The organism is Erwinia sp. V90_4, assembly GCF_029967685.1.
GTDB lineage: Bacteria > Pseudomonadota > Gammaproteobacteria > Enterobacterales > Enterobacteriaceae > Erwinia > Erwinia aphidicola.
Window position 1 is genome coordinate 21084 of record NZ_JASCAQ010000058.1, and the last position, 26507, is coordinate 47590.

General features: G+C 56.3%; 28 protein-coding genes. 12 read left to right on the forward strand and 16 right to left on the reverse strand.

The window, feature by feature from the left end; genetic code table 11:
• The first annotated feature begins 12 nt into the window (after positions 1–12).
• The 5 genes from rlpA to lipA all read left to right on the forward strand — a co-directional run bounded on the left by rlpA (position 13) and on the right by lipA (position 4765).
• Entirely contained in the window at positions 13–1125 is a 1113-nt protein-coding gene (gene rlpA / locus QLG07_RS17040; RefSeq protein WP_133624182.1) for an endolytic peptidoglycan transglycosylase RlpA, read from the forward strand.
• 107 nt (positions 1126–1232) lie between these two features.
• Entirely contained in the window at positions 1233–2444 is a 1212-nt protein-coding gene (gene dacA / locus QLG07_RS17045) for a D-alanyl-D-alanine carboxypeptidase DacA (RefSeq protein WP_048916776.1), read from the forward strand.
• A gap of 152 nt (positions 2445–2596) precedes the next feature.
• Positions 2597–2860 (forward strand): DUF493 family protein YbeD, encoded by a 264-nt coding sequence (gene ybeD / locus QLG07_RS17050; protein ID WP_048916777.1) that lies wholly within the window; start codon positions 2597–2599, stop codon positions 2858–2860.
• Between the two features lie 84 nt (positions 2861–2944).
• The gene (gene lipB / locus QLG07_RS17055; RefSeq protein WP_282469744.1) at positions 2945–3604 is read left to right on the forward strand and encodes a lipoyl(octanoyl) transferase LipB; all 660 of its coding nucleotides are present in this window, start codon (positions 2945–2947) and stop codon (positions 3602–3604) included.
• Between the two features lie 195 nt (positions 3605–3799).
• Positions 3800–4765 (forward strand): lipoyl synthase, encoded by a 966-nt coding sequence (gene lipA / locus QLG07_RS17060; RefSeq protein ID WP_048916779.1) that lies wholly within the window; start codon positions 3800–3802, stop codon positions 4763–4765.
• A 121-nt stretch (positions 4766–4886) separates the two neighbouring features.
• Here lipA and tatE read toward each other — a convergent pair whose 3' ends face one another.
• The 6 genes from tatE to QLG07_RS17090 form a co-directional block, all read right to left on the reverse strand.
• Entirely contained in the window at positions 4887–5078 is a 192-nt protein-coding gene (tatE, locus tag QLG07_RS17065) for a twin-arginine translocase subunit TatE (protein WP_048916781.1), read from the reverse strand.
• Between the two features lie 117 nt (positions 5079–5195).
• Complete coding sequence (locus tag QLG07_RS17070; RefSeq protein ID WP_062818351.1) at positions 5196–5966, reverse strand: amino acid ABC transporter ATP-binding protein; 771 nt, start codon at positions 5964–5966, stop codon at positions 5196–5198.
• A complete protein-coding gene (locus QLG07_RS17075) occupies positions 5963–6916 on the reverse strand; it encodes an amino acid ABC transporter permease (RefSeq protein ID WP_062818352.1) in 954 nt (317 codons plus the stop codon). Before QLG07_RS17075 ends, QLG07_RS17070 begins: the two co-directional genes overlap by 4 nt.
• Positions 6913–7800, reverse strand: coding sequence for an ABC transporter substrate-binding protein (locus QLG07_RS17080; RefSeq protein WP_282469763.1), 888 nt, complete (start codon positions 7798–7800; stop codon positions 6913–6915). The genes QLG07_RS17075 and QLG07_RS17080 overlap by 4 nt, the downstream gene beginning before the upstream one ends.
• Before the next feature lie 2 nt (positions 7801–7802).
• Positions 7803–8606, reverse strand: a complete 804-nt coding sequence (locus QLG07_RS17085; RefSeq protein WP_187498681.1) for a deaminated glutathione amidase — start codon at positions 8604–8606, stop codon at positions 7803–7805.
• Positions 8607–8608: 2 nt separating this feature from the next.
• A complete protein-coding gene (locus tag QLG07_RS17090) occupies positions 8609–9568 on the reverse strand; it encodes a PhnD/SsuA/transferrin family substrate-binding protein (protein WP_282469745.1) in 960 nt (319 codons plus the stop codon).
• 129 nt (positions 9569–9697) lie between these two features.
• Here QLG07_RS17090 and QLG07_RS17095 point away from each other — a divergent pair, with 129 nt between their 5' ends.
• Entirely contained in the window at positions 9698–11056 is a 1359-nt protein-coding gene (locus tag QLG07_RS17095; protein WP_282469746.1) for an aminotransferase class I/II-fold pyridoxal phosphate-dependent enzyme, read from the forward strand.
• On the opposite strand, the gene QLG07_RS17100 is transcribed toward QLG07_RS17095, so the two are convergent.
• The 3 genes from QLG07_RS17100 to pagP form a co-directional block, all read right to left on the reverse strand.
• Positions 11040–11465: a GNAT family N-acetyltransferase gene (locus QLG07_RS17100; protein WP_062818354.1), complete on the reverse strand. Its 426-nt coding sequence runs from the start codon at positions 11463–11465 to the stop codon at positions 11040–11042. The two genes, QLG07_RS17095 and QLG07_RS17100, sit on opposite strands and share 17 nt — an antisense overlap.
• A 382-nt stretch (positions 11466–11847) precedes the next feature.
• Positions 11848–12057: a transcription antiterminator/RNA stability regulator CspE gene (cspE, locus tag QLG07_RS17105; protein WP_004156612.1), complete on the reverse strand. Its 210-nt coding sequence runs from the start codon at positions 12055–12057 to the stop codon at positions 11848–11850.
• Positions 12058–12209: 152 nt separating this feature from the next.
• The gene (pagP, locus tag QLG07_RS17110; RefSeq protein ID WP_282469747.1) at positions 12210–12779 is read right to left on the reverse strand and encodes a lipid IV(A) palmitoyltransferase PagP; all 570 of its coding nucleotides are present in this window, start codon (positions 12777–12779) and stop codon (positions 12210–12212) included.
• Positions 12780–13832: 1053 nt separating this feature from the next.
• On the opposite strand from pagP, the gene QLG07_RS17115 reads away from it, so the two are divergent.
• From QLG07_RS17115 to QLG07_RS17130, 4 genes are read left to right on the forward strand one after another with little or no spacing between them, the layout of a single operon-like run.
• A complete protein-coding gene (locus QLG07_RS17115; protein ID WP_282469748.1) occupies positions 13833–14528 on the forward strand; it encodes an MtnX-like HAD-IB family phosphatase in 696 nt (231 codons plus the stop codon).
• Positions 14525–15382, forward strand: coding sequence for an alpha/beta fold hydrolase (locus QLG07_RS17120; protein WP_282469749.1), 858 nt, complete (start codon positions 14525–14527; stop codon positions 15380–15382). The genes QLG07_RS17115 and QLG07_RS17120 overlap by 4 nt, the downstream gene beginning before the upstream one ends.
• Entirely contained in the window at positions 15379–15735 is a 357-nt protein-coding gene (locus QLG07_RS17125; protein ID WP_099753370.1) for an EamA family transporter, read from the forward strand. The genes QLG07_RS17120 and QLG07_RS17125 overlap by 4 nt, the downstream gene beginning before the upstream one ends.
• A complete protein-coding gene (locus QLG07_RS17130) occupies positions 15735–16115 on the forward strand; it encodes a hypothetical protein (protein ID WP_282469750.1) in 381 nt (126 codons plus the stop codon). The genes QLG07_RS17125 and QLG07_RS17130 overlap by 1 nt, the downstream gene beginning before the upstream one ends.
• A gap of 44 nt (positions 16116–16159) precedes the next feature.
• On the opposite strand, the gene QLG07_RS17135 is transcribed toward QLG07_RS17130, so the two are convergent.
• The 6 genes from QLG07_RS17135 to ltnD all read right to left on the reverse strand — a co-directional run bounded on the left by QLG07_RS17135 (position 16160) and on the right by ltnD (position 22995).
• The gene (locus tag QLG07_RS17135) at positions 16160–17539 is read right to left on the reverse strand and encodes an aminotransferase class III-fold pyridoxal phosphate-dependent enzyme (protein ID WP_048918648.1); all 1380 of its coding nucleotides are present in this window, start codon (positions 17537–17539) and stop codon (positions 16160–16162) included.
• A 427-nt stretch (positions 17540–17966) separates the two neighbouring features.
• Complete coding sequence (locus tag QLG07_RS17140) at positions 17967–19322, reverse strand: GntP family transporter (protein ID WP_282469751.1); 1356 nt, start codon at positions 19320–19322, stop codon at positions 17967–17969.
• Positions 19323–19419: 97 nt separating this feature from the next.
• Positions 19420–20196: an HPr family phosphocarrier protein gene (locus tag QLG07_RS17145; RefSeq protein ID WP_282469752.1), complete on the reverse strand. Its 777-nt coding sequence runs from the start codon at positions 20194–20196 to the stop codon at positions 19420–19422.
• Positions 20197–20198: 2 nt separating this feature from the next.
• Complete coding sequence (locus tag QLG07_RS17150; RefSeq protein ID WP_048916789.1) at positions 20199–20822, reverse strand: aldolase; 624 nt, start codon at positions 20820–20822, stop codon at positions 20199–20201.
• Entirely contained in the window at positions 20819–22081 is a 1263-nt protein-coding gene (otnK, locus tag QLG07_RS17155; RefSeq protein ID WP_282469753.1) for a 3-oxo-tetronate kinase, read from the reverse strand. The genes QLG07_RS17150 and otnK overlap by 4 nt, the downstream gene beginning before the upstream one ends.
• Complete coding sequence (gene ltnD / locus QLG07_RS17160; protein ID WP_282469754.1) at positions 22081–22995, reverse strand: L-threonate dehydrogenase; 915 nt, start codon at positions 22993–22995, stop codon at positions 22081–22083. The genes otnK and ltnD overlap by 1 nt, the downstream gene beginning before the upstream one ends.
• A 306-nt stretch (positions 22996–23301) precedes the next feature.
• Here ltnD and ygbI point away from each other — a divergent pair, with 306 nt between their 5' ends.
• Positions 23302–24063 carry a DNA-binding transcriptional repressor YgbI gene (gene ygbI, locus QLG07_RS17165; protein WP_282469755.1) on the forward strand — a complete coding sequence of 254 codons (762 nt, stop codon included), beginning with the start codon at positions 23302–23304 and terminating at the stop codon, positions 24061–24063.
• A 153-nt stretch (positions 24064–24216) separates the two neighbouring features.
• Positions 24217–24462 carry a hypothetical protein gene (locus tag QLG07_RS17170; RefSeq protein ID WP_099753374.1) on the forward strand — a complete coding sequence of 82 codons (246 nt, stop codon included), beginning with the start codon at positions 24217–24219 and terminating at the stop codon, positions 24460–24462.
• 222 nt (positions 24463–24684) lie between these two features.
• On the opposite strand, the gene QLG07_RS17175 is transcribed toward QLG07_RS17170, so the two are convergent.
• On the reverse strand, positions 24685–25788 hold the full coding sequence (locus QLG07_RS17175; RefSeq protein WP_048916832.1) for a hypothetical protein: 1104 nt from the start codon (positions 25786–25788) through the stop codon (positions 24685–24687).
• Positions 25789–26507 lie beyond the last annotated feature (719 nt).

The window sequence follows — 26507 nt, forward strand, 5'->3', positions numbered from 1 at the left end:
AGGCATAAACACATGCGTAAGGATTGGCTTTGGGTTGCCCTGGCATCAGCACTGCTGGCAGCCTGTACTACAGACAACGACCAGCAGGCGCCGGTCACGCAGCAGCAGGCCGCCTATAACGGCCCGGTGGTGGAGATTGGCGGTGCAGAGCCGCGTTATGAACCGTTTAATCCCGGCACCCTGCAGGATTACTCGGTTAACGGCAAAAGCTACACGGTAGTGAAAGACCCGTCGAATTTTAGCCAAACCGGTCTGGCTGCGTCGTATGGCGAAGAGATGGGTACCAATCGTACCGCCACGGGTGAAGAGTTTGACCCCAATGCCATGACGGCGGCACACCCGACGCTGCCGCTGCCAAGCTACGTGCGCGTCACGAATCTGGCCAACGGCCGCATGATCGTAGTACGCGTCAACGATCGTGGTCCCTACACGCCTGGCCGTATTATTGACCTGTCGCGTGCCGCCGCAGATCGCCTGAATACCTCGAACAACACCAAAGTGCGCGTTGACTTCATCAGCGTCGCGCCGGACGGTAGCCTTTCCGGCCCCGGCACCATCGGGACCACGGTCGCTAAGCAGAGCTATGCCCTGCCTTCACGCCCGGATATCGGTGGCGGCATGACCATGGGCGCAGGCGCTGCCGTTATGAGCAACTCGCAGCCGCAGCAATACAACAGCCCGCAGCCGCAGGAAGTGCAGCAGCAGCAGTCGCGCCCGGTGGATAACAGCACCCTGAATAGCGAAGACAATATGGGCGCGCCAGTGCGCAGCAGTGGCTTCCTCGGTGCCGCACAGCCATTGCAAAACGGCGTGCTGGAAGGCAGCGAACCGGTTGCCGCCCCTGCTGCAGTGGCCGCTCCGGCCGCCGCAGCGGCTGCTGCCCCAGCTGCCAGCGCCTCCGGCACCTACGTGGTGCAGGTCGGCGCGCTGAGCGACGGCACCCGCGCCCGCGCGCTCGCCAGCAGCCTCGGCAAGCAGTTCGGCGTCCCCGGCTCTGTCGATAGCCGCAACAATGTTTATCGCGTGCAGCTGGGCCAGTTCAGCTCGCGTTCGCAGGCCGCCGCTTTGCAGCAGCGACTGGCGAATGAAGCCCAGCAGCAATCGTTTATTACCGTCGCACCTTAAGCAGGTAAATCCCCCCTTTCCCGCCTGAATTAGGCGGGTTGTGGCTGGATGATTTTGCTATAGTGAGTCACTTTTTTAACTTAGCCCATGGATGTTGTAGTCCTTACATGAACACTTTGAACCCATCCCGATTACTGAAACGCCTGACGACAGGCACCCTGATCGCGCTCAGCCTCAACGCTGTCGCTCTTGCCGATGACGTCAACATCAAAACCATGATCCCCGGCGTGCCGGACATTGACGCTGAAGCCTATGTTCTGATCGACTACAACTCAGGTAAGGTACTGGCAGAGAAGAATTCCGACGCGCGTCGCGACCCTGCCAGCCTGACCAAAATGATGACCAGTTACGTTATCGGTCAGGCGGTGAAAGCGGGAAAAATCCATCAGGATGATATCGTCACCGTGGGCAAAGATGCCTGGGCAACCGGTAACCCGGTATTCAAAGGCTCTTCTCTGATGTTCCTGAAGCCGGGCGACCGCGTGCCGGTTTCCCAGCTGACGCGCGGTATCGTGCTGCAGTCCGGTAATGACGCCTGCGTGGCGATGGCCGACTATGTGGCCGGCAGCCAGGACGCCTTCGTCGGGCTGATGAACAACTATGTGAAAGCGCTGGGCCTGCAGAATACTCACTTCCAGACCGTGCACGGTCTCGATGCCGAAGGCCAGTACAGCTCGGCGCGCGACATGGCGCTGATTGGCCGTGCGCTGATCCGCGACGTGCCGGATGAGTACGCGGTTTACCATGAAAAAGAGTTCACCTTTAACAATATCCGCCAGATAAACCGTAACGGCCTGCTGTGGGATACCAGCCTGAACGTTGACGGCATTAAAACCGGGCATACTGATGCGGCGGGTTACAACCTGGTGGCCTCCGCGACAGAAGGCCAGATGCGCCTGATCTCTGCGGTAATGGGCGGTCATACCTACAAAGGGCGTGAAACAGAAAGTAAAAAACTGCTGACCTGGGGCTTCCGTTTCTTTGAAACCGTTGCGCCACTGAAGGCCGGTAAAGAGTTTGCTTCTGAGCCGGTGTGGTTCGGTAACAGCGATCGCGTACAGCTGGGCGTCGAGAAAGATGTCTATCTAACGATTCCACGCGGCCGTATGAAAGACCTGAAAGCCAGCTACACCCTGAGCAATACTGAACTGCACGCGCCGCTGAAGAAAAATCAGGTGGTAGGCAGCATCAACTTCCAGCTGGATGGCAAAACCATTGAACAGCACCCGCTGGTGGTTCTGAACGATATGCCGGAAGGCGGTTTCTTCGGCCGCATCGTTGACTACATTAAGCTGATGTTCCATCACTGGTTTGGTTGATCCCCGCTGTCATTAAGGGTCGAGCGCCGTGCACCAGACGGGCCGAGCGCCGATCGGCCCCTACTTGAAATCTTCCTGAAATATCCCCATATTGTTAGTATCTGTGAACTCCCGCTACGGCGGGAGTCCTTATTTGTGTCACCGGAGTCAATATGAAAACCAACCTTAAAGAACTGCTCGAATTCCCCACCTCTTTTACCTATAAAGTGATGGGGCTGGCGCAGCCAGAGCTGGTCGATCAAGTGGTTGAAGTGGTGCAGCGCCATGCGCCGGGTGACTACTCACCGGACGTGAAGCCCAGCAGTAAAGGCAACTACCATTCGGTGTCGATCACCATCACCGCAACGCATATCGAGCAGGTCGAAACCCTGTATGAAGAATTAGGCAAAATCGAAATTGTTCGCATGGTGCTGTAATTCCTGAATGCTGGTGAGGGCATGGTTCTTGCCCTGCACCAGCGTTATACTACTCCCCCTGTTTTGCCAACCGGACCCTTCGCTTTGCCTCCAGAAACTCTGATCGTTCGCCAGCTTGGCCTGCAGCCATGGGCACCCGTTTCCCTCGCTATGCATCAGTTCACTGACCAGCGCGATGATGCGACGCCGGATGAGATCTGGCTGGTCGAGCATCACCCGATATTTACCCAGGGTCAGGCGGGAAAAAGTGAGCACCTGTTAATGCCTGGCGACATTCCAGTCGTGCAGAGCGATCGCGGTGGCCAGGTGACCTATCATGGCCCCGGTCAGCAGGTGATGTACGTGATGGTGAATCTGAAGCGGCGTAAAGTTGGCGTGCGCCAGCTGGTCACCGCCATCGAACAGACGGTGGTGGAGACGCTGGCACAGCTCGGCGTTAGCGCCAGCGCGCGCGCGGATGCCCCCGGGGTCTACGTTGACGGCAAAAAAATCTGTTCGCTTGGTCTGCGCATTCGCAACGGCTGCTCTTTCCATGGCCTGGCGCTCAACGTGGCGATGGATCTCACCCCGTTCCTGCGCATCAACCCCTGCGGTTATGCCGGGCTGGAAATGACCCAGCTGTCGCAGCTTAAGCCGGCGGTGCAAATGGCTGATGTAAAGCCGTTGCTGATTGAGAATTTTGCCCGTCAGCTGGCAATTACTGACATTCAGTGGAGCAATAGCGCAGAACTCCCGCTAACATAGCGGATAAAATGGCGATTGATTTACAATTCTGTAACGCTTCTCGCACTGCCAGTGCTGAATCTGCCGCGCGGAGATGATATAATTTTTTGCGCTTTATCAAAAAAAGTTGAAAGTCACCAACTCATTGAGTGTTCGCGGTAATGCAGATTCGGCAACGAATTGACTACCGTAATCCAACCTGGAACCTGCAAGATTATGAGTAAACCGATCGTGATGGAACGCGGTGTCAAATACCGCGATGCAGACAAAATGGCGTTGATACCGGTGAAAACCGTGGTCACCGAGCGTACGGAAGTGTTACGTAAGCCGGAATGGATGAAAATCAAACTCCCCGCCGATTCCAGCCGTATTCAGGGCATCAAAGCCGCGATGCGCAAAAATGGTCTGCACTCCGTTTGCGAAGAGGCTTCCTGCCCTAACCTTGCCGAGTGTTTCAACCACGGCACCGCGACCTTTATGATCCTCGGGGCTATCTGTACCCGCCGCTGCCCATTCTGCGATGTGGCACACGGCCGCCCAACCCTGCCAGATGCTAACGAGCCGGGTAAACTGGCGCAGACTATCGCCGATATGGCGCTGCGCTACGTGGTGATCACTTCCGTTGACCGCGACGATCTGCGCGACGGCGGTGCTCAGCACTTTGCCGACTGCATTACCGCCATCCGCGAGAAAAGCCCCACGATTAAGATCGAAACGCTGGTGCCGGACTTCCGTGGCCGTATGGATCGCGCCCTGGACATTCTGGTTGCCACTCCGCCAGACGTGTTCAACCATAATCTTGAGAACGTGCCGCGCGTTTACCGTCAGGTTCGCCCGGGTGCTAACTACGACTGGTCGCTGAAGCTGCTGGAACGCTTTAAAGAAGCGCATCCGCACATTCCAACCAAGTCTGGCCTGATGGTCGGTCTGGGTGAAACCAACGCCGAAATCGTTGAAGTAATGCGCGACCTGCGTCGCCACGGTGTGACCATGCTGACGCTGGGGCAGTATCTGCAACCAAGCCGTCACCACCTGCCGGTACAGCGCTACGTTAGCCCGGCTGAGTTTGATGAAATGAAAGAAGCCGCAATGGAAATGGGCTTCACCCACGCGGCCTGCGGCCCGTTTGTGCGCTCTTCTTATCATGCCGATATGCAGGCGAAAGGATTAGAGGTCAAATAAGCCTGAAGGGGTCAGGCATGCCTGACCCGGTTTAAAACGGGAGGGGCATGCCCCTCCCCTACGGTTTCAGGCATAAAAAAACGGATGACCCAGTCATCCGTTTTTTTATGCCTGAACAGCATCACTCTTTAGGAGCAATCTTTTCGGCGGGCTTTGCTTCAGCCGCAGCAGCATTATCGTCATTCATGGCCTTCTTGAAGCCCTTAATCGCTGAGCCCAAATCGCCACCCAGGGTACGCAATTTCTTAGTGCCGAATAACAGTACGATTAATGCGCCGACGATCAGCAGTTTGGCGAGACTGATACCTTCCATACTTACCTTCTTCTATTTACCTGACCGTCATCACGGTCTTTAACCGACCTGTATTAACGCGCTGAACGTGCGGGAATACAACTGCAATCTGTAACAGAATATGCAGCGGCGATCTTATCAGATAAAACGGCTGAGAAAAGCCTGGGTGCGCGGATGCTGCGGGTTGACCAGCACGGCTTCCGGCGGCCCCTGCTCCACCACATGTCCACCGTCCATAAACACCACCCGGTCAGCCGCTTCACGCGCAAAGCCAATTTCATGCGTTACCACCACCATGGTCAGCCCGCCATCGGCCAGCGTGCGCATCGTGGCCAGCACCTCTCCGACCAGCTCCGGGTCGAGTGCCGAGGTCGGCTCATCAAACAGTATCAGTTTCGGCTTAATTGCCAGCGCCCGGGCAATCGCCACGCGCTGCTGCTGCCCCCCTGATAGATGGCGCGGCCAGGCATCGGCCTTATCGCTTAAGCCAACGGTCGCCAGCAGCTCACGCGCCTCACTCATCGCTTCTGCCCGCGGGCGCTTGTGCACACCGACCGGCGCTTCAATAATATTTTGCAGCACCGTCATATGCGGATAGAGATTGAACTGCTGAAACACCATGCCAATCTCCTGGCGCTGGCGGGCAATACGCTTTGGCGACAGGCGATGCAGCAGCCCCTTTTTCAGCTCAAAGCCAACCTGCTGTTCGCCGATCATAATCGAGCCGGCGTTAAGCTCTTCAAGATGATTAATGCAGCGCAGGAAGGTCGACTTACCGGAGCCGGAAGGGCCGAGGATCACCACCACTTCCCCCGGCAGCACGTCGAGGTCGATCCCCTTCAGCACCTGATTATCGCCGTAACTTTTTTGTACGTTGCGCGCCCGTACCAGCGGTTCAGCTCTGCTCATCGTTCTTCCTTCTGGACCAGGGGACGTACTGCCATCGCTGGCGGGTGCTTTTTACTGCTGGCAACCACCCGGCGCGTACCGCGAGCGTAGTAGCGCTCAATCGCCGACTGGCCGACGTTCAGCACCGAGGTGATCAGCAGATACCAGATCACCGCCACCATCAGCATCGGGATAATTTCAAAGGTGCGGTTGTATACCGCCTGCACCGAGTACAGCAGGTCACCCATCGCGATGACGCTAACCAGAGACGTCGCTTTAATCATGCTGATCAGCTGATTGCCGGTCGGTGGAATAATGGCGCGCATTGCCTGCGGAATAATAATGCGCCGCAGCGCCCGCGCCCGGCTCATGCCGAAGGCCTGGGTGGTCTCAACCTGGCCGTTATCCACCGACTGCAGCCCGGCACGAATGATCTCCGCCATATACGCGGCTTCGTTTAACGCCAGCCCGGCAATCGCCGCGGTCAGCGGGGTGATCACATCGTTGGTATTCCAGCTCGCCAGTATCGGCCCACCAAACGGCACCGCCAGCGAGATCTGCGGAAACAGCGTCGAGAGGTTGTACCAAAATATCAGCTGCACCAGCAGCGGCGTGCCGCGAAAGAACCAGATGTACAGACCGGCCAGGCCGCTCATCAGGCGATTATCGGACAGGCGCGCCACCGCCAGCAGCAGGCCAATCGCCACGCCAAGCAGCATGGAGACCACGGTCAGACCGAGCGTCACTTTCAGCCCGGTCAGCACCGACCCCTCCATAAACCACTGGTACACCACGTTCCACTCGAAATTAGGATTGGTGGCGATTATCCAGAGAAAATTCACCGCGACCGCCAGCACCAGCAGCCAGCCGAGCAGTCGTCCGTAGCGGGGAGCGCTGAGAGCCGAGGCCACATCGCGTCGCTGTGCGTCTGTCCGATCCCTGGTTGAAGATTGCGTGGCGGGCTGGGTCATTTTGCTGCCCCCTGTGCAAGGTTACGTCCCGGCGCGCTGATAATGTTGCCGCTCAGCTGCCATTTTTTCATGATCGCTGCATAAGTCCCGTTAGCAAACAGCACTTTATAGGCGTCGAGCACCACTTCCCCGAGCGGAGAGTCTTTCGGCACCACGGTGCCCTGGAAAATATCGCCAAAACCATTTTTCTGGCCGGTGCCGGTCAACTCCAGCTGCCCTTCCGCCTTCTGCACAAAATAGACCAGCGGCGCCTGAGAGGAGAAGAACGCATCGGAACGTTTTGAGCGCACCGCCAGAATCGACGATGGCTGGTCGGTGAACGACTGCACGGTCACCGCCGGTTTGCCTGCGGTGGTACAAACGGTCGACTGCTTGCGGATCACCTGCTCAGCTGAACCGCCCGCCATCACTGCAATGCGCTTTCCGCAGGTATCTTCCAGCCCGTTGATGTGAGCCGGGTTGCCTTTCTGTACGGCAAACACCACGAACTCCTGTACAAAATCGATAAAGTCATTTTTCTGCTGACGGTCCGGATAGTCGCCAACCGGGCCGATTGCCAGCTGGTAGCGGCCGGATTTTATTCCGGCCAGCAGGCCAGGCAGACCGCTGACGGTGGCGTGCTCAATTTTCACTCCCAGCAGCTGTGCCAGCGCTTCGGTGAGGTCGGCTGAAGCACCGGTCATCGACGTTGGGCCTTCCACTATTTCATACGGCGGGAAGGAGCCGTTGTTTACCGAGGTCATCTTTCCGGCGCTCTTCACCGTGTCCGGCAGGCGATCGTGCAGGGCCGGGTCCATCTTCTGCACCGGAATAGCCTCAGCCGCGTGGCTGGCCGCGCTCAGCGTGGTCAGCATCAGCGCCAGTGCAATAGCGTGTTTATTCATGGTCATTGCGCCTCCCCGGCGTCAAGTTCTGGGCGGGAAAAACGGCGATTAGCCAGCACGGGCAAGGCACGGCGCACATCCTGAATACGCTGTGGATCAAGGTCAGCAAACACCAGCGCCGGGCCTTCTGCGGCCCTGGCAATCGCCACGCCGAGCGGATCGACCACCAGACTGTTGCCAATATTACGTGGACCACACTCGCCGACCGCCACAACGTAGCAGGTATTTTCCAGCGCACGCGCCGTCACCAGCACTTCCCAATGCATCTCCTTCAGCGGGCCTTTTACCCAAGCCGCAGGCAGCACCAGCAGGTCCGCACCGTCCAGCACCAGGCGGCGCGCCAGCTCCGGGAAGCGGATGTCATAACAGGTCATCAGCCCGACCTTCATGCCGTCAACCTCCACCAGCGGCGGCACCTCGTTACCGGCGGTCACATTGCGCGACTCCTGCATCGCAAAGGCGTCGTACAGGTGCAGCTTGTCGTAGCGGGCGATAATCTCGCCATTGCGCATCGCCACCAGCACGTTCAGCGCACGGCCATCTGGAGTCGGTACGTGTACCGTCATCATGGTGGTCAGGGTATTTTCCCGGCTTGCCGCCAGCATCTGAGTGAGAAACGGCCCGTCGAGCGGCTGCGCGGCTTTCAGTACCAGATCCGGATCGGTGATATCACGCGCCAGCACCCCTTCCGGCAGCACCAGCAGCCTTGCCCCCTGCTGCTGCGCCTGAGCCATTAAACCGATGCAGATATCGGCGTTTTCCTGCCACTCGCGGCTGACCGCGAACTGTCCTAATGCCACTTTCATCGTTATGCTCCTGGGGTCATTGCCGGAAACAGTGCTTGCGCAGTCAGGCGTTCAGCCGTCAGCCCCTGAGCAAACAGCTCCTGGCAGAAATCGTTAATCATCTTCTTATTAGCCTGGAAGCCGTTGGCATTCCAGCCGGCAGGTAAATCCTGCGCGGTGCGCCGCAAATCGTCGAGCAGCCACGGGGTCGTGTCGGCATACTTCTCGCGCTTCTGCTGCCAGACGCGGGCAGATTCATCAATCAGGGCGCTGAGTTCGCTGGCGATACCCGGGTGGCGCTCTTCCAGCCCGGCTTTCAGCGCCAGCAGATGAATGCCGGGGATATAACCGCAGCGCTGAAAGTACTCCAGCTCGGCCTGGCGAAAGTCGGTTTGCAGCTGACGTAACCCGGAATCCGGCAGGAAAAAGCCCTCCGGCATAAAAGGCGTAAACACCGCATCCAGCTCACCGGCGCGCAGCAGGTCGATCAGCGGGTGCTCTCCCGGCACGGCCTCTATCCGGCCTGGGCGACCAAAACCATTCAGGCGATCGACGATCGGATGGTCCCCCGTCAGGCGGCCGACAAACCAGTAAGCATCATCGATTTCGACTCCGGCTTCACGCAGCAGCGTGCGCGTCCAGGTGTTGCCCGAATCCTGCCAGCCGGTAAGACCGATTTTCCTGCCTTTCAGCTGGTCCAGGGAGGTCAGCGGGCTGTCAGCGGTGGTGATAATGCAGCGCTGGCGGAAACCGCGCATCAGGAAATGGGGCACCGCCAGCAGGCTGAAATCCCCGCGCGCGCGGGCCTGAGCAAAGCGACTGAAAGAGACCTCGGCCGCGTCGTACTGCTCGCTGTTTGCCAGATCGCCGACCAGCGTCGCAACGCGATGCACCTCCAGCTTAAATCCCTGAGGGCGAATATCCCCCAGCGCCAGCGGCGTAAAATAGTCCCAGTCGCGTACCGCCAGCCTGATGGTCACCATGTGCAATCTCTCCGGTTTAGCGCAGCCCTGCCGCGTTCAAAAAAACACCAATACCTGCTTGAATTTGATACTAGATCGATAATATTATCTGTACAATGTTTTCTTTGTTACTGAACAAATGGATTTCTTATGACCACGCTGCTGGATGTGAACTGGTTGAGTGCCCGCATAGAAGAGGCTTCGGTGAAAGGCATCACCGCGACGACTGCGCGGCTGATCCGTGAAGGTGAGATCCCGATTGGCACCCAGCTGCCGGCGGTGCGCGATCTGGCAGAGAAGCTCGGCGTCAGTCCGGCCACGGTCTCCGCCGCATGGGGAGAGTTAAAGCGCCATAAGGTCATTGCCGGTAAAGGCCGCAGCGGAGTGTGGGTATGTGGCGATCAGGTCACGCCACGCCCGGTGCGCTTTGAAAAAATTGGTCACTACGGCAGCCAGATCAAAGCCGATCTGGCGATGGCTTCCCCCGACCCTGACCTGCTTCCCGATCTCAGATGCGCCATGCAGCAGGGGATCCTGGCGCCCAATCTCAACAGCTATCAGCGCGAGGCGATCGCCCCGGCCCTGCTGGCCGCCGTGCAGGGCGACTGGCCTTTTGTCGCCGAAGCCTTTCTGGCAACCGACGGGGGCTATGATGCGATGAACTGCATTATGCAGACGCTGTTTTCACCCGGCGATAAAGTGGTGATCGAAGATCCGACTGCCACGCGCCTGTTGGATATGCTGGATAATGTCGGGGCGGAAGTTCTGCCCCTGGCCTGCGATGAGCAGGGGCCGCTGCCCGGCCCGCTAAGCCTGCTGCTGCGCCAGCGCCCGGTAGCCATTATTTACCAGCCGCGCACCCACTCCGCCACCGGTCATACGCTCAGCGAAGCGCGCAGCAGTGAGCTGGCAGCGGTGCTGAGCGGTACAACGCCGTGGATTGTTGAAGATGACGGTATCGGCGCACTGTCAGCGCATCCGCTGTGGAGCCTGGGGCGTTTCTTCCCCGAGCGCACGCTGCACGTGCGTTCATTCTCTAAAGCGTATGGCCCCGATCTGCGGCTTGGCGTGCTTTCGGGGCCGGAAGCGCTGGTGAAGCGCATTCGGTCATGGCGCAACTTCGGTGCCAGCTGGACCAGCCGCATTCTGCAGCAGAGCGTAGCATGGATGCTGGCTGACGAGGGGGTTCAAAAGAGTATTGCGCAGGCGCGTGAAGTGTATCGTCAGCGGCGGCAGCGCCTGCTCTCCGCCCTGATCCTGCGCGGCGTGGCGCTGCCGGATCGGGACGGGTTAAGTATTTATCTGCCGGTGCAGTCGGAGCAGTTTGCGATGATCACCCTGGCCGCCAGGGGCATTGCCGTGCTGCCAGGGGAGCGCTGCCGCAGCGGCAGCGGGCAGTTTGTGCGCGTCAGTACCTCCATGCTGCCTGAACATCTGGTAGACGAAGTTGCCGACGCGCTGCTGATCGCCAGTGGTCGCGAGCCGGGGGCGATCAGGTCAGATCTTTGATGTGATAGCGCGGGGACTCTTCATAACCCTCGCGCGCATAAAAAGCATTGGCCTTTTCGCGGCGCTGGTGACAGTGGACTTCCATACGGTCGCAGCCGCGCTCGGCGGCCAGCCGTTCAGCGTGCTGCAACAGCTGCTGCCCGGCCCCTTTACTACGCTCTCCTTCGGCAATACAGAAGTAGCTGATGCGCGCAAAATCTCCGGCCAGCGCCAGCTGTGGGATAAAATGCAGCGAGAGGAACCCCAGCACCGTATTACCCTGCTCGGCCATTAGCAGCCTCTCTGTATCATCCGCCATCAGTTGGGCAAGACGCCGTTCAATGAACGGCGCGGTATCGGCATATCCCAGTTCCGCTAACAGAGCGCTGAGGGCAAATGCATCTCTCGATTCAGCCAGACGAATATTCATTACTCATTCTCCGAAGTCAGCCAGCAGCAAAGGTTAGCAGTCAACATCTCTGCTTATGTTTATAGCCTTAGCGCAGCGATCCCTGCAAGGAGACAGATCACACGGTAATGTTACAGAAGCTGATTAATGTAAGATTTAGCTTACTCATTAACGATGAGGGCGAGCGTTAATGTTTCCTTAATACTGTTTCGCCACACTGGTTATCATTCAGCCATCCGAGGGGATAATGATGAACTGGCTTCCGCGCAGTAAAAACGAACTACTTGCTTTCACTCTGGCCTGTGCCGCAACGCTCGCCTGGCTGGTACAGTATCTCAGCTAGCGATCTGCAGGCGAAAAAAAACCCGCCTTCAGGCGGGTTTTAAGAATTCTGTCTGATAACTTAAATAGCGGCAACGTTAGCAGCAGATGGGCCTTTGGCGCCGTTGGTGATTTCGAACTCTACGCGCTGACCTTCTGCCAGAGTTTTGAAACCGTTGCTCTGGATGGCAGAGAAGTGAACGAACACATCTTTGCTACCATCTTCAGGAGTAATGAAACCGAATCCCTTGGACTCATTAAACCACTTAACGCTACCTTTGATCTTAGACATCTATATTACCTTTACATGAAAAATGGACACTAAACTGTGTCGAGGGTTAGTACAGCAATTGCGAAGGCTTTTGTCCAGTAGCCGACGACGAAAAAGTGATAAATATCGACTTTTTTTTACCCTATGTCATTTTGATGACAGGCCTGGCGCCATCAAAACTGCCAGCGCAGCCAGGCGAAATAGACGTTACCGTTATTGTAAGTACCCGGAATATAAGTCATCTGGAAAGTTGCTGGTCCATATCCCACCGAGGCTAATGGCAGCACTAATGGGATGGGAATATAGTTCCAGTTGTCACGCATCGTCACCCCGGCGGTATAACCAAGGCCAAGATGAAAATCGCGATCGTTCAGTGGTCGCCAGGTTTTCTCCCAGCCATAGCCACCAATCGGCTCCCACTTATTGAAGGAGTCCTTAAACGCCATCAGATAGATGCCGTTCCAGTTACCCTTTTCATCATAATGGGAGATCCCGCCCCCGGCACCCCACGGGCGTTCGTTGTACTTATCCGTTTTCTCTTTGTCATAAGTCCAGCGGTTATGCCATGTGATAGCCGGGACATAGAGATCGACCGTCTGCGGGTCGTTCCACGTTTCGCTGACGTTATCACTAAATGCCTGCCAGGTATCAGAAATGCCATTTACCAGAGTCGCGGCCTGTGCAGCCTGAAGCCCTACCCCGGCGACCAGCGCGGAAAGGGATATAATCGTTTTGATTTTCATACTAAATTTCACTGCTCCCTGGATGGCGCTATCTTACGGCATCCTGAAAAGGTCAAAAAATGTCGACCGAAAATAATCAATGCTTGTGGAAATGATTATATCAAACTCACCTAAACACTCCATTAATCACTAACTTATTAAGAGATTGATGAAAATGAATTTTTATTCACTCAGTGAGCAAAACTATTGATATGGTTGAATAAAACAGAATCTCCCCGCAGAGTTAAAACTCCAGGAATTTTCGCAATTATCAGGAAACATATTCCGATTATCACGCCAGTACTAGCTTAGTTCTGTCTTTACACTTTGTTTTAAGCATTATGTAAACAAAATTGACTGAAATCATCAAAAGGCCATCACAGTTGATAGTTTTTATCATTTAACAATCTATAATGTCGAGAAAAATCAGTTTAAATTATTTAATTCAATGAGTTATGCGTTTAAGGGATTTTACTAAATCAATTAATTTTATTTATAGATCTCTGCGTTTTTTTTGATAAGATAATTCTTACCAACCACGGGACTGGGAACGGTGAGGTGTCAATAATGCTAAGGTGTGGCAGATGCGGGTGTCGTAAGTTTATTTTTACTACCGCCGGCGATGAATTCGATAAACCCCACGGTGCTATCTGCGCGCTTTGTCACAAGCAGCTAAACGCGCGAGATATACGTATCAATTTTAGGGAAGTTTCTTCAACCTGGCCGGCCACCTACGGTGATGACACACCTGTCTACCATCATCCTGATAAAAGCTGAAAATTTTCTCACCCCGCAGCGGCTCATGGTGAACGCCTTTCACCATTATTATTCTTTATCTCTTCCTGCTACTCCCTATTATCTCTCATCGCGATTTACCCCCCGTTGATATCCGCTGACTTACTCTGCCCATGCAAACCAAAGAATAACCGCTGCGGACAATTACGGCGTTAAGGATGACAAATGAAGAGGTTATTTCCTTCATCAAACCAGGCCTCCAGGCCAGATGGTCAGTTATCAGGAAACTTACTCCTGATATAGCGTAATCAGTTATCAAATTAAGTTGCGGGTAAATCAATGACGCTTCCCGAAATAATCCTTCCCGGCAGCCACGCCTGCTGGACTGTTTTTTGCGATTTTGACGGCACAATTAGCGGCCAGGACGTGACTGACACGCTGATGGCGCAGTTTGGTATGCCGGGATGGCAGCAGCTTGAAGAGCGATGGGTGCAAGGGGAAATTGGCTCCCTCGCCTGTCTGAGTGGGCAAGTCGCCCTGCTGGATGCATCGCGCCAGCAGCTGGAAAGCTGTCTGGATAATATCGAGCTCGATCCTCATTTCGCGGCTTTCGCGCGCTGGTCACGCTTAAACCATGTTCCTCTCTATATTGTCAGTGACGGGTTGGATTATGCCATCGCGTATCTGCTGCGCAGGGAGCGGATTTCCGGGGTGCCCATTTTCGCCAACCGCTTGCAGCAGATTGCGCAGCGGCGCTGGCGGTTAAGCTCACCCTATTCTGACCCACTGTGCAGCCAGGCCAGCGGTACCTGCAAGTGCGCCCTCGTCAGGCGTCTGTCCAGACAGCATCTACTGACGATCGGCGATGGGCGCTCTGATTTCTGCGTCGCCGCTAAGGCCAGCCATGTGCTGGCCAAAAGCAGCCTGATCGCCGAGTGCCAACGAGCCGCTCTTCCCTTCACCCCATTCCATGATTTCAGCGAGGCTCAAACCTATTTTGAGGCTCTGCTCACTCGCCCGCAGGCATCTTCATGAAATATGACTATTGGCTATCCGGGGGCAGCCAGGGGGTATTGCTGATTCATGGCTTAACCGGAACGCCGACCGAAATGCGCGGCGCAGCGAGAGCGTTTAATCGCGCCGGTTTTACCGTCTATGCCCTCCAGCTGGCCGGGCATTGTGGCACGGTTGAAGACCTGGTCGCCACGCGCTGGCAGGACTGGTATCAGAGCGTGATCGACGGGGCGGATCGCTTGCGCCAGCAGGTCAGTACGCTGTTTGTTGCGGGGCTGTCAATGGGCGCATTGCTGGCGCTAAAGTACGCCTCTGACTATCCCAGCCGGGTTGACGGTGTGCTGGTTTATGCCGTTACCTTTCGCGGAGATGGCTGGAGCGTCCCAGCGCTAAAACGTATTGTCGGCCCCTGGCTACTGCAGTTGGCCGCACGACTGAAAATAGGCAGCTGCCGTTGCGTTGATGAACAGCCCCCCTACGGCATTCGTAATGAACGCCTGCGTAAAAAAATTGCGGCAAAGATGTTGAGCGGTAACAGCGCCGCCGCCGGGCTTCGGGGTACCCCGTGGGCATCGCTGAACGAAATGATCGTGCTGTCGCGCACGGTGCGTCTCAGGCTGCACTGCACCACTTCACCCTGCCTGATCCTGCACGCCAGCGAAGATGATATTTCCCACCGGCGCAATGCGGAACTGGTGCGCGACAGCGTGAGTGGCCCTGCAGAACTGGTGCTGCTGGCCAATAGCTACCATATGATCACTATTGATAACGATCGCCGTGAACTTTTTCAGCGTTCCATCGCTTTTATCAATCACTTCTCATCCCCTGACGGCACTCCCCGACCTGCGGTAGATGACGACCGCCTGCTGCAATGAGCCGCCTGACGCTGCTGCTGTGGCTACTGACTACCCTGCTCGACTGCTGCGGGCAGCTCGCCTTTAAGACCGCAGCGCTAAGCAGCGCCCACAGCTCAGGCACGCAGCCGTGGCGTTATATGCTGGCCCGCCCCTGGGTCTGGCTGGGCTTTGTCAGTTACGCAGTCCAGTTTCTGCTGTGGCTGGCATTTCTCTCGCGGGTCGCGCTGTCGCAGGCCGTGCTGCTGGCATCGATTAACGTGGTAGCGATCATGCTGGCAGCCCGCTGGTGCTTTAACGAACGTCTTACCCGCTGGCGGCTGGCCGGCATGCTGTTGATTTCACTGGGCGTTATTATCGTGGGGCTCGGCTGATGAAAAAGTTTTACCTGGTCGGTTTTCTGGCGCTACTGATGTTCGATACGCTGGCGCAGGTCAGTTTTAAGCTTGCCGCACTTCACGCGGCCCCACTGACGCTGGATGCGGCATGGCTGTTACGTCTATCTAGCCAGCTATGGATTTACGCTGCGCTTCTCGGCTATGCCGGGGCATTCTTTACCTGGATGAATTTGCTGAGGTCTGCCCCACTCGGCCCGGCGTTTGCCGCCTCGCACCTTGAGATCCTCAGCGTGACGCTGGTTTCCGTCTGGCTGTTTGATGATGCATTAACGCTGGTCAAAGCCCTTGGCGGCCTGTTGATTCTCGCTGGCGTACTCTGCCTGGCGAAAGGGGAAACGGTGGCTCAGTCAGCATAAAAAGAGGCGCCAGATGGCACCTCAACAACGGAAATAAAGCAGGATTAGCGCTGCTGTTTGGCGCGGGTCAATGCCTGGTCGAGCAGCGTTATGGCCTGGTCAATCTCCGCCCGACTGATTTCCAGTGAGGGTGCGAAGGTGATGACATTTTTATAGTAGCCGCCGACATCCAGCACCAGTCCGGTTTTCTGCCCCTGGTACTCCAGCGTGCCGGAGAGACCAATATCCACCATTTTGTCGAGCAGCGCTTTATCCGGGGTAAAGCCATCGGCCTGGCACAGCTCGGCGCGCAGGGCCAGGCCAAGACCATCGACATCACCGATCTCTTTATGCTGGCGCTGCAGGGTTTTGAGCCCCTCCAGGAAATAAGCGCCTTTTTCTGATACCTGCTTTTCATAATCCTTCTCGGCCAGCATCTGCATCACTTCCAGCCCCACCGCCGTTCCCAGCGGATTAGAGGCAAAGGTGGAGTGGGTGGAACCCACCGGGAAGATCTGCGGATTGATCATCTCTTCGCGTGCCCAAATTCCGGCGAGCGGGTTCAGTCCGTTGGTCAGCGCTTTGCCGAAGATCAGCACGTCCGGCGTTATACCAAAGTGTTCAACCGACCACAGTTTACCGGTGCGGTAAAAGCCCATCTGGATCTCATCCACCACCAGCAAAATACCGTGCTCATCCAGCACTTTTTTCAGCGCCGGGAAGAAATTGCGCGGTGGAATAACGTAACCGCCCGTGCCCTGAATCGGCTCAATATAAAAAGCCGCAAATTCCGCTTCGCGCACCCTGGGGTCCCAGACGCCGTGATACTCATTTTCAAACAGGCGGGCAAAATCGGCCACCAGCTTCTCGGCATACTCTTCCGCCGTCATCCCTCTTTGACGGCGGAAGGGATAGGGAAAAGGAATAAACTGGGCGCGTTCACCAAAGTGGCCAAAGCGGCGACGGTAACGATAGCTGGAGGTGATGGCAGAAGCGCCGAGCGTACGCCCGTGATAGCCGCCTTCAAAAGCAAACATCCGGCTTTTGCCGTGGGTGAAATTGCGCACCAGCTTCAGCGAGTCATCAACGGACTGCGACCCGCCCACGTTAAAATGCACCCGGCCCGGCAGGCCAAATTTGCGCTCCATATCCTGAGCAATCACCTTCGACAGCTCAATTTTTGTCGGGTGCAGATACTGGCTCGCCAGCTGTGGCAGAACATCGATCTGTTTTTTCAGCGCGTTGTCGAGACGGGGATTGGCATAGCCGAAATTCACGGCGGAGTACCACATCTGCAGGTCAAGATAAGGGGTTCCCTGGGCATCAAACAGATAACTGCCCTGGCAGCGTTCAAAGATTTTGGGGGGATTAACATAGTGGACGGTATCACCGTGCGAACAGTACCTGGCTTCATCTGATAACAGCTGCTCTTCATTCATGCTCATAGCATTTCCCGCATTTTCATTTTGAGAAGTGCGAGTATATCTGTTGGGTTTTATATTTAATGTAGTGAAAGGGTGATATTGAAGCGGTATTGATATTATGCGCAGGAATCGTCAAACGACACCTCAGGAAATAACAAACCAATAAAATAAATAATAAATTACATTTCAAAATCGTGGTTATAATTTCAAAACATACAATTACAGGCAGCCCGAATGAGTGACTCTTCAGGCTGCCAGAACGTAATCTTAGAATATCAACTTAAACACGCCCGTCACTGTTAATAAGCCAACGATAAAGATGATCGCAATAATCCAAAGGATAATTTTCATTCCATGCCCTCTAATGTAAAAAAAAAGTCACTACGTTGTAGTGACTTGAGTATAGAAGAAGATAACTGATTCGCCTGGTTTGCGATGTTACCCGCTGTTACAGCAGCGCTGACAGCAGCCACACCAGCACAAAACCGGTCAGCCCCATCGCGGTAGTCAGCACGGTCCAGGTTTTCAGACCGTCGGCCACGGACAGGCCGAGATAGCGCGTCACCACCCAGAAGCCGGCATCATTGACGTGCGACAGGCCCAGCGCACCAAAGCAGGCCGAGAGCGTGACAAGCACCAGCTGAATGTCGCTAATGCCCGCTACCGCCTGGGTCAGCAGACCGCTGGTGGTGAGGATCGCCACGGTCGCGGACCCCTGCGAAGCGCGCAGCGCCAGCGACAGAATAAACGCAGCGGGGATCAGCGGCAGATGAATGGTTTCCAGCGAGAGCGCCAGCGCTTTACCCACCCCGGACTCCACCAGCACCTTACCGAATGCCCCACCGGCGCCCGCCACCAGGATCACTCCGGCAGAGCTGGGGATCGCGCGGTCCAGTATATCGCTCAGCTTGTCACGGCTCCAGCCACGGCGCAGACCGAGCAGCCAGGCCGATAGCGCCAGCGCAATCAGCAGCGCAATCGCTGGCGTACCGATCAGGGTTAACAGCTGGCGCAGTGTATTGCCTTCCGGCAGCACGGTATGCGCCAGCGTCCCGACCACGATCAGCACAATCGGCACGACAATCAGCGAAGAGATCAGCAGCGCGCCTGGCGGCTTCTCCTGGTTCTGGCGCGGACTGTTTTCCGGTTTTGCCAGCTGCAGCTGCTCCAGCACGCTGAGCGACAGATGATACTGACGGCGGTTCATCGCCTTCGCCACGAAGTACCCCACCACGCCCACCGGGATCGATATCGCAATCCCCAGCAGCATCAGCCAGCCCATGTCGGTCCCCAGCAGTCCGGCCGCGGCCGCAGCGCCGGGGTGAGTCGGCAGCGCCACATGGACGGTCAGCATCACGCCCGCCATTGGCAGGCCATACTTCAGCGGCGAGACGCGGGCCACTTTGGTAAAACCGTAGATCAGTGGAATAACAATAATAAAGCCGACTTCAAAAAAGACCGGAATACCCAGAATAAACGCTGCCATGGTGAGCGCCGCGACGGTGCGTTTAATCCCCAGCGTATGGGTAAAGCGCTGCGCCAGCGATTCTGCTCCGCCGGAGGCTTCAATAATTGCGCCGAGCATCGCCCCCAGCACAATGATGATGGTGATGGACCCCAGCAGACCGCCCATTCCTGAGACGATCACTTTCATAATATTATCTGCCGGGATGCCGGTAGCCATCGCCACCATCAGGCTGACAACCAGCAGAGCGACAAACGGGTGGATCTTTATTTTAATCACCAGCAGCAGCAGTATCAGCACGCTGGCAACAGCAATGGTTAAGAGCAGGGCGGTGGACATCTTTCAGACCTCATTATCGTTATATTGCCGCCGGATTCAGGCCGCAAGATTTCAGCGCTGCGCGTCATAAACACGCAGCGTTTAGCTAAACGTCCGCTTATTTATAGGCTGAGAACCAGCCCAGTCCTTCCAGCGTGGTGGTTCGTGGGAAATATTCGCAGCCGATCCAGCCCTGATACCCGCTGCTGTCCAGCAGATCGAACAGCCAGGGATAATTGATCTCGCCTTCATCCGGCTCGTGACGATCCGGGGCAGAGGCGATCTGAATATGCTGATACTGCCCGGCAAACGCGGTGATCAGGTGGCTTAAATTGCCGTCCACCCGCTGCGCGTGGAACAGATCGAGCTGGCTGTACACGCCAGGCCGGTCGATGCGCTTCACCATCTCCAGCACCTGGTACTGGCTTGAGTAGAGATAGCCCGGCTTGGTTTGGGGATTTAACGCTTCCAGCAGAATGCGCACGCCGTGCGGGGCAAACTTATCGGCGGCATAGCGCACGTTGTCGATAAAGGTGCGGCAGTACGCCTGGCGATCGGCCCCCTCCGGCACCACTGCTGCCATAATATGCACCTGGCGACAGTCAAGCGCCAGCGCGTACTCCAGTGCGTTATCGATATCGCGACGCGCATCCTCTTCACGCCCCGGGATGGCGGAAACGCCCCACTCCCCGGCGGCGGTGTTGCCCGGTGCGGTATTAAACAGCACCAGCTCAAGCCGATTGCGCGATAACGCCTGCTTCAGCTGCGCGGCGTCATACTCATAGGGAAACAGAAACTCCACCCCACGAAAACCGGCCTGCGCCGCGGCGTCGAAGCGCTCCATAAAGGGAACTTCGTTAAACAAGGTCGAGAGGTTAGCAGCAAACTTAGGCATGTTCAGCTCCGTAATTCAGCCACTTCGGCATCGTTGAGATATCGAATCGGGCGGTCGCCCAGGGTAAAGATCAGCCGGGCAGTCTCTTCCAGCTCTTCGGTATTATCTGCCGCTTCGCGCAGGGTTTTCCCCACCACCACCGGGCCGTGGTTAGCCAGCAGGAATGCCTTATAGTGCGGAGCCAGTTTCGCGAGATCCTCTCCCAGCCGTGCATCGCCCGGACGGTAATAGGGCACCACCGGCACATCGCCGACGCGCATCACCACATACGGCGTGAACGGGCGAATGCAGTTCTGGGTATCCAACCCTTCCAGGCAGGAGAGCGCGGTCAGGTAGAGGCAGTGCAGATGCACAATCGCCCCGGCTTGCGGGTTGTTGAGGTAGATAGCCCGGTGGAAGCTGATCTCTTTCGAGGGTTTATCCCCACCTATCCACTCCCCTTCCGGCGTCACTTTTGATAAGCGATCGGCGACCAGTTCGCCAAGACAGGACCCGGTCGGCGTCGCCAGCAGGGTGCCATCCTCCAGACGCATCGATAAATTACCTGCCGAGCCGGTGGCATAGCCGCGCTGGAAAAACGAGGCGCCTAATCGCACCATCTCTTCACGTGCCTGTTGCTCTGTCATACTGTGAACTCCGTTTGTGCGCGGGCAAAAAAGTTTTCATCGCCGAAATTACCGGATTTGAGCGCCAGCGAAACCGGCTGCCCGACGCCGCGCACCCAGGGAACGCCAGGAGAGATGGCCGGGCCAATATGGAAGGCATGAATGCCCAGCGTCTGTGCCACCACGCCGGAAGTCTCGCCCCCTGCGACGATAAAGCGCTGCCAGCCGCGCTGCTGCAGTTCGCGCACCACGGCAGCAAACAGCTGTTCAATCGCTTCGCTGCTGTGCTGGGCGCCGTACTGCTGCTGAATACGCTGCAGCACTTGCGGTTCGGCGGTGGCAAACAGCAGCGGGGCCAGCGCGTCAGTTTCATGCTCAGCCACCCAGTCGCATAGCGCGAGGGCATACTCTTCCCGCTGGTTGAGCGCACGTTCAACATCCACCGCCTGCGCCGCAGCCTGCTGGCGATAGCGCGCTACCTGGCGGTTAGTCATGGTTGAGCAGGAGCCAGAGAGCACCACGGCACGCTCGCCCTGCGGCGCACCAGCGGCCTGAGCCTGAGCGCTGTCGTGCGCTGCGTTGGCCCACTGACGCGCCAGGCCGATTGCCAGCCCGGAACCGCCGGTGACCAGCCGCATGTCGCGCAGCGCTTCGCCCTGGGTCAGCAGATGCTGTTCATTCAGCGCATCCAGCACCACGTAGCGCACACCCTGCTCTTGCAGCGCGCTCAGCGCTGCGCGCACGGCAGCGGCCCCGCGATCCAGCGTCGGGCTGGCAACCAGTCCTGCCTTACCGCGACTCTGCGCTTCCATCAGGCGCAGCAGATTACTGTCGGTCATCGGCGTTACCGGATGGTGGCGCATGCCGGAATCGGACAGCAGCTGGTCCATCACGAACAGATGCCCCTGATACACCGTGCGGCCATTGACCGGCAGCGACGGGGAGATAATGGTTTGCGATTCACCCAGCGCATCCAGCAGCGCATCGGTCACCGGGCCAATATTGCCCTGGGCGGTGCTGTCGAAGGTGGAGCAGTATTTAAAATAGAAGCGCTCGCAGCCCTGCTGCTGTAGCCACTGCAACGCCTGGAGAGAATCTGCCACCGCTTTTTCAGGCGCACAGGAGCGCGACTTCAGGCTGACCACAATCGCATCGGCGTTCAGCGCCAGCGCCTCAGCAGGCACGCCATTCACCTGTACGGTGGACATGCCGTTCTGCACCAGGAAGCTGGCGATATCGGTCGCCCCGGTAAAATCATCTGCAATCACACCAAGACGCATTATTCCTGCTCCTTTTTACCCGGCAGCGTAATGCCGCTGAAAATTTTGATCACCGCGCTGTCATCTTCACGGCCATAGCCTGCGTTGCTGGCGGAGGTGAACATATTAAAAGCGGTGGAGGCCAGCGGCAGCGGGAAGTGCAGTGCTTTGGCGGTGTCGGCAACCAGGCCAAGATCTTTCACAAAGATGTCGACCGCAGATTTTGGCGAGTAGTCGCCATCAACCACGTGGCGCATGCGGTTTTCAAACATCCAGGAGTTACCCGCCGCGTTAGTCACTACGTCATACATGGTATCGAGCGGGATACCGGCCCGGGCGGCGAGCGCCATCGCTTCAGCCCCGGCAGCGATATGCACGCCTGCCAGCAGCTGATGAATAATTTTCACGGTCGAGCCGAGGCCGATTTCCGCGCCGATGCGATATACCTTGCCCGCCACCGCATCCAGCACCGGTTGCAGCAGCGTAAACGCCTGCTCGCTACCGGAGGCCATCACCGTCATCTCACCGCTAGCTGCCTTAGCCGCTCCGCCGGAAACCGGCGCATCCAGCATGATCAGCTGATGGGCCGCCAGCTGCTGTTCAATCGCCAGCGCATCCTGAGAAGAGATGGTCGAGGAGACCATGACCGCCGTTCCCGGCTTCAGCTTTGCTGCCAGCCCGCTCTCGCTAAACAGGATCTGCTTCACCTGTGAGGCATTCACCACCAGCAGCACGACGGCGTCCAGCTGCGCGGCAAAGCTATCGGCGCGGGATTCAGCAGCCACGGCACCGCTGTCGCGCAGGGTTTGCAGCGCGGTCGGGTTGAGATCGACGCCGTAAGTTTTCAGGCCAGCTTTAATACAGGATTGCGCCGCACCCATCCCCATAGAACCGAGGCCAACGACACATACCGACATAGATGTTGCGTTTGACATACGCTCTCCGTGTTAATTTTGGTGATTATTTGTTTTGTTGTGTGAAGTATAGGCGCTTTATGGCGATAATTTGGTGACCGTGCTCACATTAATTAACAAGAGAAAGCGCATATTTCACAACGCTTAACATCTTTAACTCATCCACTCACGCTGGTAAATAGAATAAATTTCAATGAGTTATCTAAAAAATAATGCGAATAGCTTCATGCTCAGCAGGGAATAACGTGATAATTTGATAAAAATTGTGGTGCAGAGCCGCGCTGCGCTCCGTTACACTCTGATAAACCGTTAATTTCAGGAGCCGCGATGATCCCGGTTGAACGTCATCAACAAATTCTCACGCTGGTACAGGAGCGCGGTGTGGTCAGCATCGCCGAGCTGACCGAGCGCCTTGCCGTCTCGCATATGACCATCCGCCGCGACCTGCAAAAGCTGGAGAAACAGGGTGCCGTGCTGCTGGTCTCCGGCGGCGTACGTTCCACCGAGCGCCTGTCGAGCGAGCCTTCGCACCTTGATAAAACCAGCATGTTCAGCCAGGAGAAACAGGCTATCGGTGCCGCCGCTGCGCGCCATATTCCCCGCAACAGCTGCATCTACCTGGATGCCGGGACCACGACGCTGGCGCTGGCGCGTGAGCTGGGCGCGCGTGACGACCTGCTGGTGATCACCAACGATTTTGTCATCGCCAATTTCCTTATCGATACCAGCCAGTGCCGTATGATCCATACCGGCGGCACGCTGTGCCGCGATAACCGCTCCTGCGTCGGCGATGCGGCTGCGCAGTCTCTGCGCGGGCTGTCGGTTGATATCGCCTTTATCTCGGCTTCCTGCTGGGGGCCGCGCGGCATCTTCACGCCAGACGAAGAGAAAATTGCCGTCAAGCGGGCGGTGAACGAGGTCAGCAGCAAACGCGTCCTGCTGGCGGACAGTTCGAAATACAACAAGATTGCCACGTTTCTCGCGCTGCCGCTGACGCGTTTTGACAGCATCATCACCGATCCCCATCTTGCCAGCGCGGCCCGTCAGGAACTGAATACGCTGGACGTCGGTGTGATCATTGCGGAGTGATCCTGCCGCCCTGTTTTCGCGATCGCGATCACGGCCTTTCACTTCTTTACGCTGGCGCCAGGGAGAAGTCGCAGGCGGGTGGCTAAACTTATCCAGGCTGTTTTATGGACTCACTTGCCACCCTTTTCCTTGAAAATGCGATGAGGTGACCTTATGAGCACTATCAGTACCAGTATGGGACGTTACAGTCTGACCGCGCAGAATTCTGGTGGCCATATTAAAGGCGCGATTGCGATTAATGATGAGGGCGGAGCACAGCTCACCCGGCAGGAATTTAACGAACATGATGTCGATGACGTGGTCAATAACGTGATTTATCCGGTCACTGGCGGTAACCGGGTGATCGCCAGCGCCATGCGTGAAAAGATGATTGAAGCGGGATTTGAGCAGCCGCACTGAATGGGTTAACAGAGAAAATAGCCGGGGTGCTTCACACGATTAGCAGGTTATCCAACCAATCGGATTATTAGATCGATAATCTGCTATCGATCGGTATAAACGCTTATAATTTCTAGTTAAATAGTGCCATTATTTTAGTGCGACAACTCATCGCAAAGCCACAATCAAAGCATTATTGCCCGCATAACCTGCGGGCTTTTTTTGGCCGCAAAAGCGCAAGCGTTACGATCGAACCGAGGGAGGCACCTCCCCACTTTTGATCTCCTCATTGACGCCCTCTTCATCCTCCTCTCTGCGGCGGCTGCGTAAGCGCTGGCTGACCAGGAAAACCGGCGCGGCGAGAAACAGCAGCAGGCTGCCCGACATGCCACAAATCACCAGGCTCACCAGCCCTAACCCGCCGCTGCCGGCGGTCACGCCCGCCGCCACCAGCGACAGCAGGAAAAAGAACATCAGCGTCATGCTGACCGGCCAGATATTGACAATGTCCATATCGCTGAGCGCCATTTTCACCGGTCTGGCGGCCTGCAGCTGTGCCTGCTTCTCCGCCTCTAGCTTCTCTTGCAGCGCCTGAAGGTCGACGCAGGGGGCAACAAAATCTTCTGCAGGCTGCGGATCGTACAGGGCTTCAAACACCGAATCGGGCGCTGGAAAGGTGTGTGGCCATGTTGCGCTGTGCACCCCATAGGTGCTGAGTGCAGGCAGCGTAATACGCGGCCACTGAATCGCCTGCAGATAGCGGTCGTTGAGCACTACCCAGCTCTGACGGATTTTGCCTTTATTCATATGATAGATCTTCAGGCGGTCTGCCGGCGGGTAAGAGAGATAAGTCACTCTGGCGGCAATCAGCGGAATATGGCGCATGCGGCAGTAGTTCACCCGGCTCTGACCCTGCACGGCTAACAGTAGCGCCAGCGCCGAGATAAAGTACCAGGAGGTGCTTTCCGCAGCGGCTGGGCTGGCAAGGTGCTCACGCAGCTTCTCTTCGCTATTGCCGCTCAGATGCTCCGGCCACCAGCGCCAGCTGCGGCCAATCACCCGTTCGGTCGGCACCTGAAACACGCCCAGCGGTTCGGTTTCCGACGGCAAAATGGCAAAGGGGAAAATTTTACTGAAAAAGGTCAGCGCATCATCCGGCCCGTTCCACTCCCCGCTCGCCTCCAGGCCGTGCAGATTAGCGGTCAGCTCACCCCAGCCTTTTTTCCCCAGCATATCAATCTGATATTTGGTATCGGCCAGTCGCTTACCCAGCAGCATGATATCGCGCGGGATCGCCGCAAGATCCAGTAATGGAATGCTGCTGGGCTCTGTCTGTTCATTTTCCATACTGCTGTTTACCCCAAAGGCTGCTTCATATACCATAAAAAAATTTGGCTTTAGTAAAAAAACCAATAAATATCAATGAACTAGTATATGTAGCAAGCGGCCCGGTTAGCAATACACCGCATCTGATTTGCCGCTAATTTAAACGCGTAAGAGCGCTATTTCTGTGCGGTCTTCAGGGGAAAACACCCATTAATCGTTTAAAAATAAGCAGTAACCTTCGGCTTAAAGGTGATGGCCGCCCAGGCGATGGGGGCGTATTAGCCGTAGGTTTATGGCATGCCTGGATCGGGCGGGGCATGCCCCGCCCCTGCGATATTGCCTGACGGGAAAACAGAGCAAAAGCACCCTGCACGTTCATGGGTAACCGTTTTTGATTTCCAACAAACATTTGCCAGTAAACTGCCTTAAAAGTGTTACAAAATGATTCAATATGAATATTTGTATGTATTACAACCTTAACATTTGCCGGTCAAAAGTCGCGGGAAAGTGACGTGACGATATTATTAAGCGGGAGCGATTTAAGCCTGACGGCGCAGGAATATAATAATTAGCTAACTAATAACATTTTTACAACACCAGGGTCATAATAAGTGATAAAGCAGAGGGTTATTGTGCTGAACTGATACTTAAGGGCGGTCCATCAGGCTTAATCGTTATATAAAATCCACTTGGTTATAAGCAATCAATTCGCTGCCCCGTCATAGTTTCACGGCGAAAAC

What these genes read in the sequence shown, in the direction of transcription:
- rlpA (WP_133624182.1), top strand. Translation starts at nt 13, where the DNA reads ATGCGTAAGGATTGGCTTTGGGTTGCCCTGGCATCAGCACTGCTGGCA.
- dacA (WP_048916776.1), top strand. Translation starts at nt 1,233, where the DNA reads ATGAACACTTTGAACCCATCCCGATTACTGAAACGCCTGACGACAGGC.
- ybeD (WP_048916777.1), top strand. Translation starts at nt 2,597, where the DNA reads ATGAAAACCAACCTTAAAGAACTGCTCGAATTCCCCACCTCTTTTACC.
- lipA (WP_048916779.1), top strand. Translation starts at nt 3,800, where the DNA reads ATGAGTAAACCGATCGTGATGGAACGCGGTGTCAAATACCGCGATGCA.
- tatE (WP_048916781.1), bottom strand. Translation starts at nt 5,078, where the DNA reads ATGGAAGGTATCAGTCTCGCCAAACTGCTGATCGTCGGCGCATTAATC.
- QLG07_RS17070 (WP_062818351.1), bottom strand. Translation starts at nt 5,966, where the DNA reads ATGAGCAGAGCTGAACCGCTGGTACGGGCGCGCAACGTACAAAAAAGT.
- QLG07_RS17075 (WP_062818352.1), bottom strand. Translation starts at nt 6,916, where the DNA reads ATGACCCAGCCCGCCACGCAATCTTCAACCAGGGATCGGACAGACGCA.
- QLG07_RS17080 (WP_282469763.1), bottom strand. Translation starts at nt 7,800, where the DNA reads ATGAATAAACACGCTATTGCACTGGCGCTGATGCTGACCACGCTGAGC.
- QLG07_RS17085 (WP_187498681.1), bottom strand. Translation starts at nt 8,606, where the DNA reads ATGAAAGTGGCATTAGGACAGTTCGCGGTCAGCCGCGAGTGGCAGGAA.
- QLG07_RS17090 (WP_282469745.1), bottom strand. Translation starts at nt 9,568, where the DNA reads ATGGTGACCATCAGGCTGGCGGTACGCGACTGGGACTATTTTACGCCG.
- QLG07_RS17095 (WP_282469746.1), top strand. Translation starts at nt 9,698, where the DNA reads ATGACCACGCTGCTGGATGTGAACTGGTTGAGTGCCCGCATAGAAGAG.
- QLG07_RS17100 (WP_062818354.1), bottom strand. Translation starts at nt 11,465, where the DNA reads ATGAATATTCGTCTGGCTGAATCGAGAGATGCATTTGCCCTCAGCGCT.
- cspE (WP_004156612.1), bottom strand. Translation starts at nt 12,057, where the DNA reads ATGTCTAAGATCAAAGGTAGCGTTAAGTGGTTTAATGAGTCCAAGGGA.
- pagP (WP_282469747.1), bottom strand. Translation starts at nt 12,779, where the DNA reads ATGAAAATCAAAACGATTATATCCCTTTCCGCGCTGGTCGCCGGGGTA.
- QLG07_RS17115 (WP_282469748.1), top strand. Translation starts at nt 13,833, where the DNA reads ATGACGCTTCCCGAAATAATCCTTCCCGGCAGCCACGCCTGCTGGACT.
- QLG07_RS17120 (WP_282469749.1), top strand. Translation starts at nt 14,525, where the DNA reads ATGAAATATGACTATTGGCTATCCGGGGGCAGCCAGGGGGTATTGCTG.
- QLG07_RS17125 (WP_099753370.1), top strand. Translation starts at nt 15,379, where the DNA reads ATGAGCCGCCTGACGCTGCTGCTGTGGCTACTGACTACCCTGCTCGAC.
- QLG07_RS17130 (WP_282469750.1), top strand. Translation starts at nt 15,735, where the DNA reads ATGAAAAAGTTTTACCTGGTCGGTTTTCTGGCGCTACTGATGTTCGAT.
- QLG07_RS17135 (WP_048918648.1), bottom strand. Translation starts at nt 17,539, where the DNA reads ATGAGCATGAATGAAGAGCAGCTGTTATCAGATGAAGCCAGGTACTGT.
- QLG07_RS17140 (WP_282469751.1), bottom strand. Translation starts at nt 19,322, where the DNA reads ATGTCCACCGCCCTGCTCTTAACCATTGCTGTTGCCAGCGTGCTGATA.
- QLG07_RS17145 (WP_282469752.1), bottom strand. Translation starts at nt 20,196, where the DNA reads ATGCCTAAGTTTGCTGCTAACCTCTCGACCTTGTTTAACGAAGTTCCC.
- QLG07_RS17150 (WP_048916789.1), bottom strand. Translation starts at nt 20,822, where the DNA reads ATGACAGAGCAACAGGCACGTGAAGAGATGGTGCGATTAGGCGCCTCG.
- otnK (WP_282469753.1), bottom strand. Translation starts at nt 22,081, where the DNA reads ATGCGTCTTGGTGTGATTGCAGATGATTTTACCGGGGCGACCGATATC.
- ltnD (WP_282469754.1), bottom strand. Translation starts at nt 22,995, where the DNA reads ATGTCAAACGCAACATCTATGTCGGTATGTGTCGTTGGCCTCGGTTCT.
- ygbI (WP_282469755.1), top strand. Translation starts at nt 23,302, where the DNA reads ATGATCCCGGTTGAACGTCATCAACAAATTCTCACGCTGGTACAGGAG.
- QLG07_RS17170 (WP_099753374.1), top strand. Translation starts at nt 24,217, where the DNA reads ATGAGCACTATCAGTACCAGTATGGGACGTTACAGTCTGACCGCGCAG.
- QLG07_RS17175 (WP_048916832.1), bottom strand. Translation starts at nt 25,788, where the DNA reads ATGGAAAATGAACAGACAGAGCCCAGCAGCATTCCATTACTGGATCTT.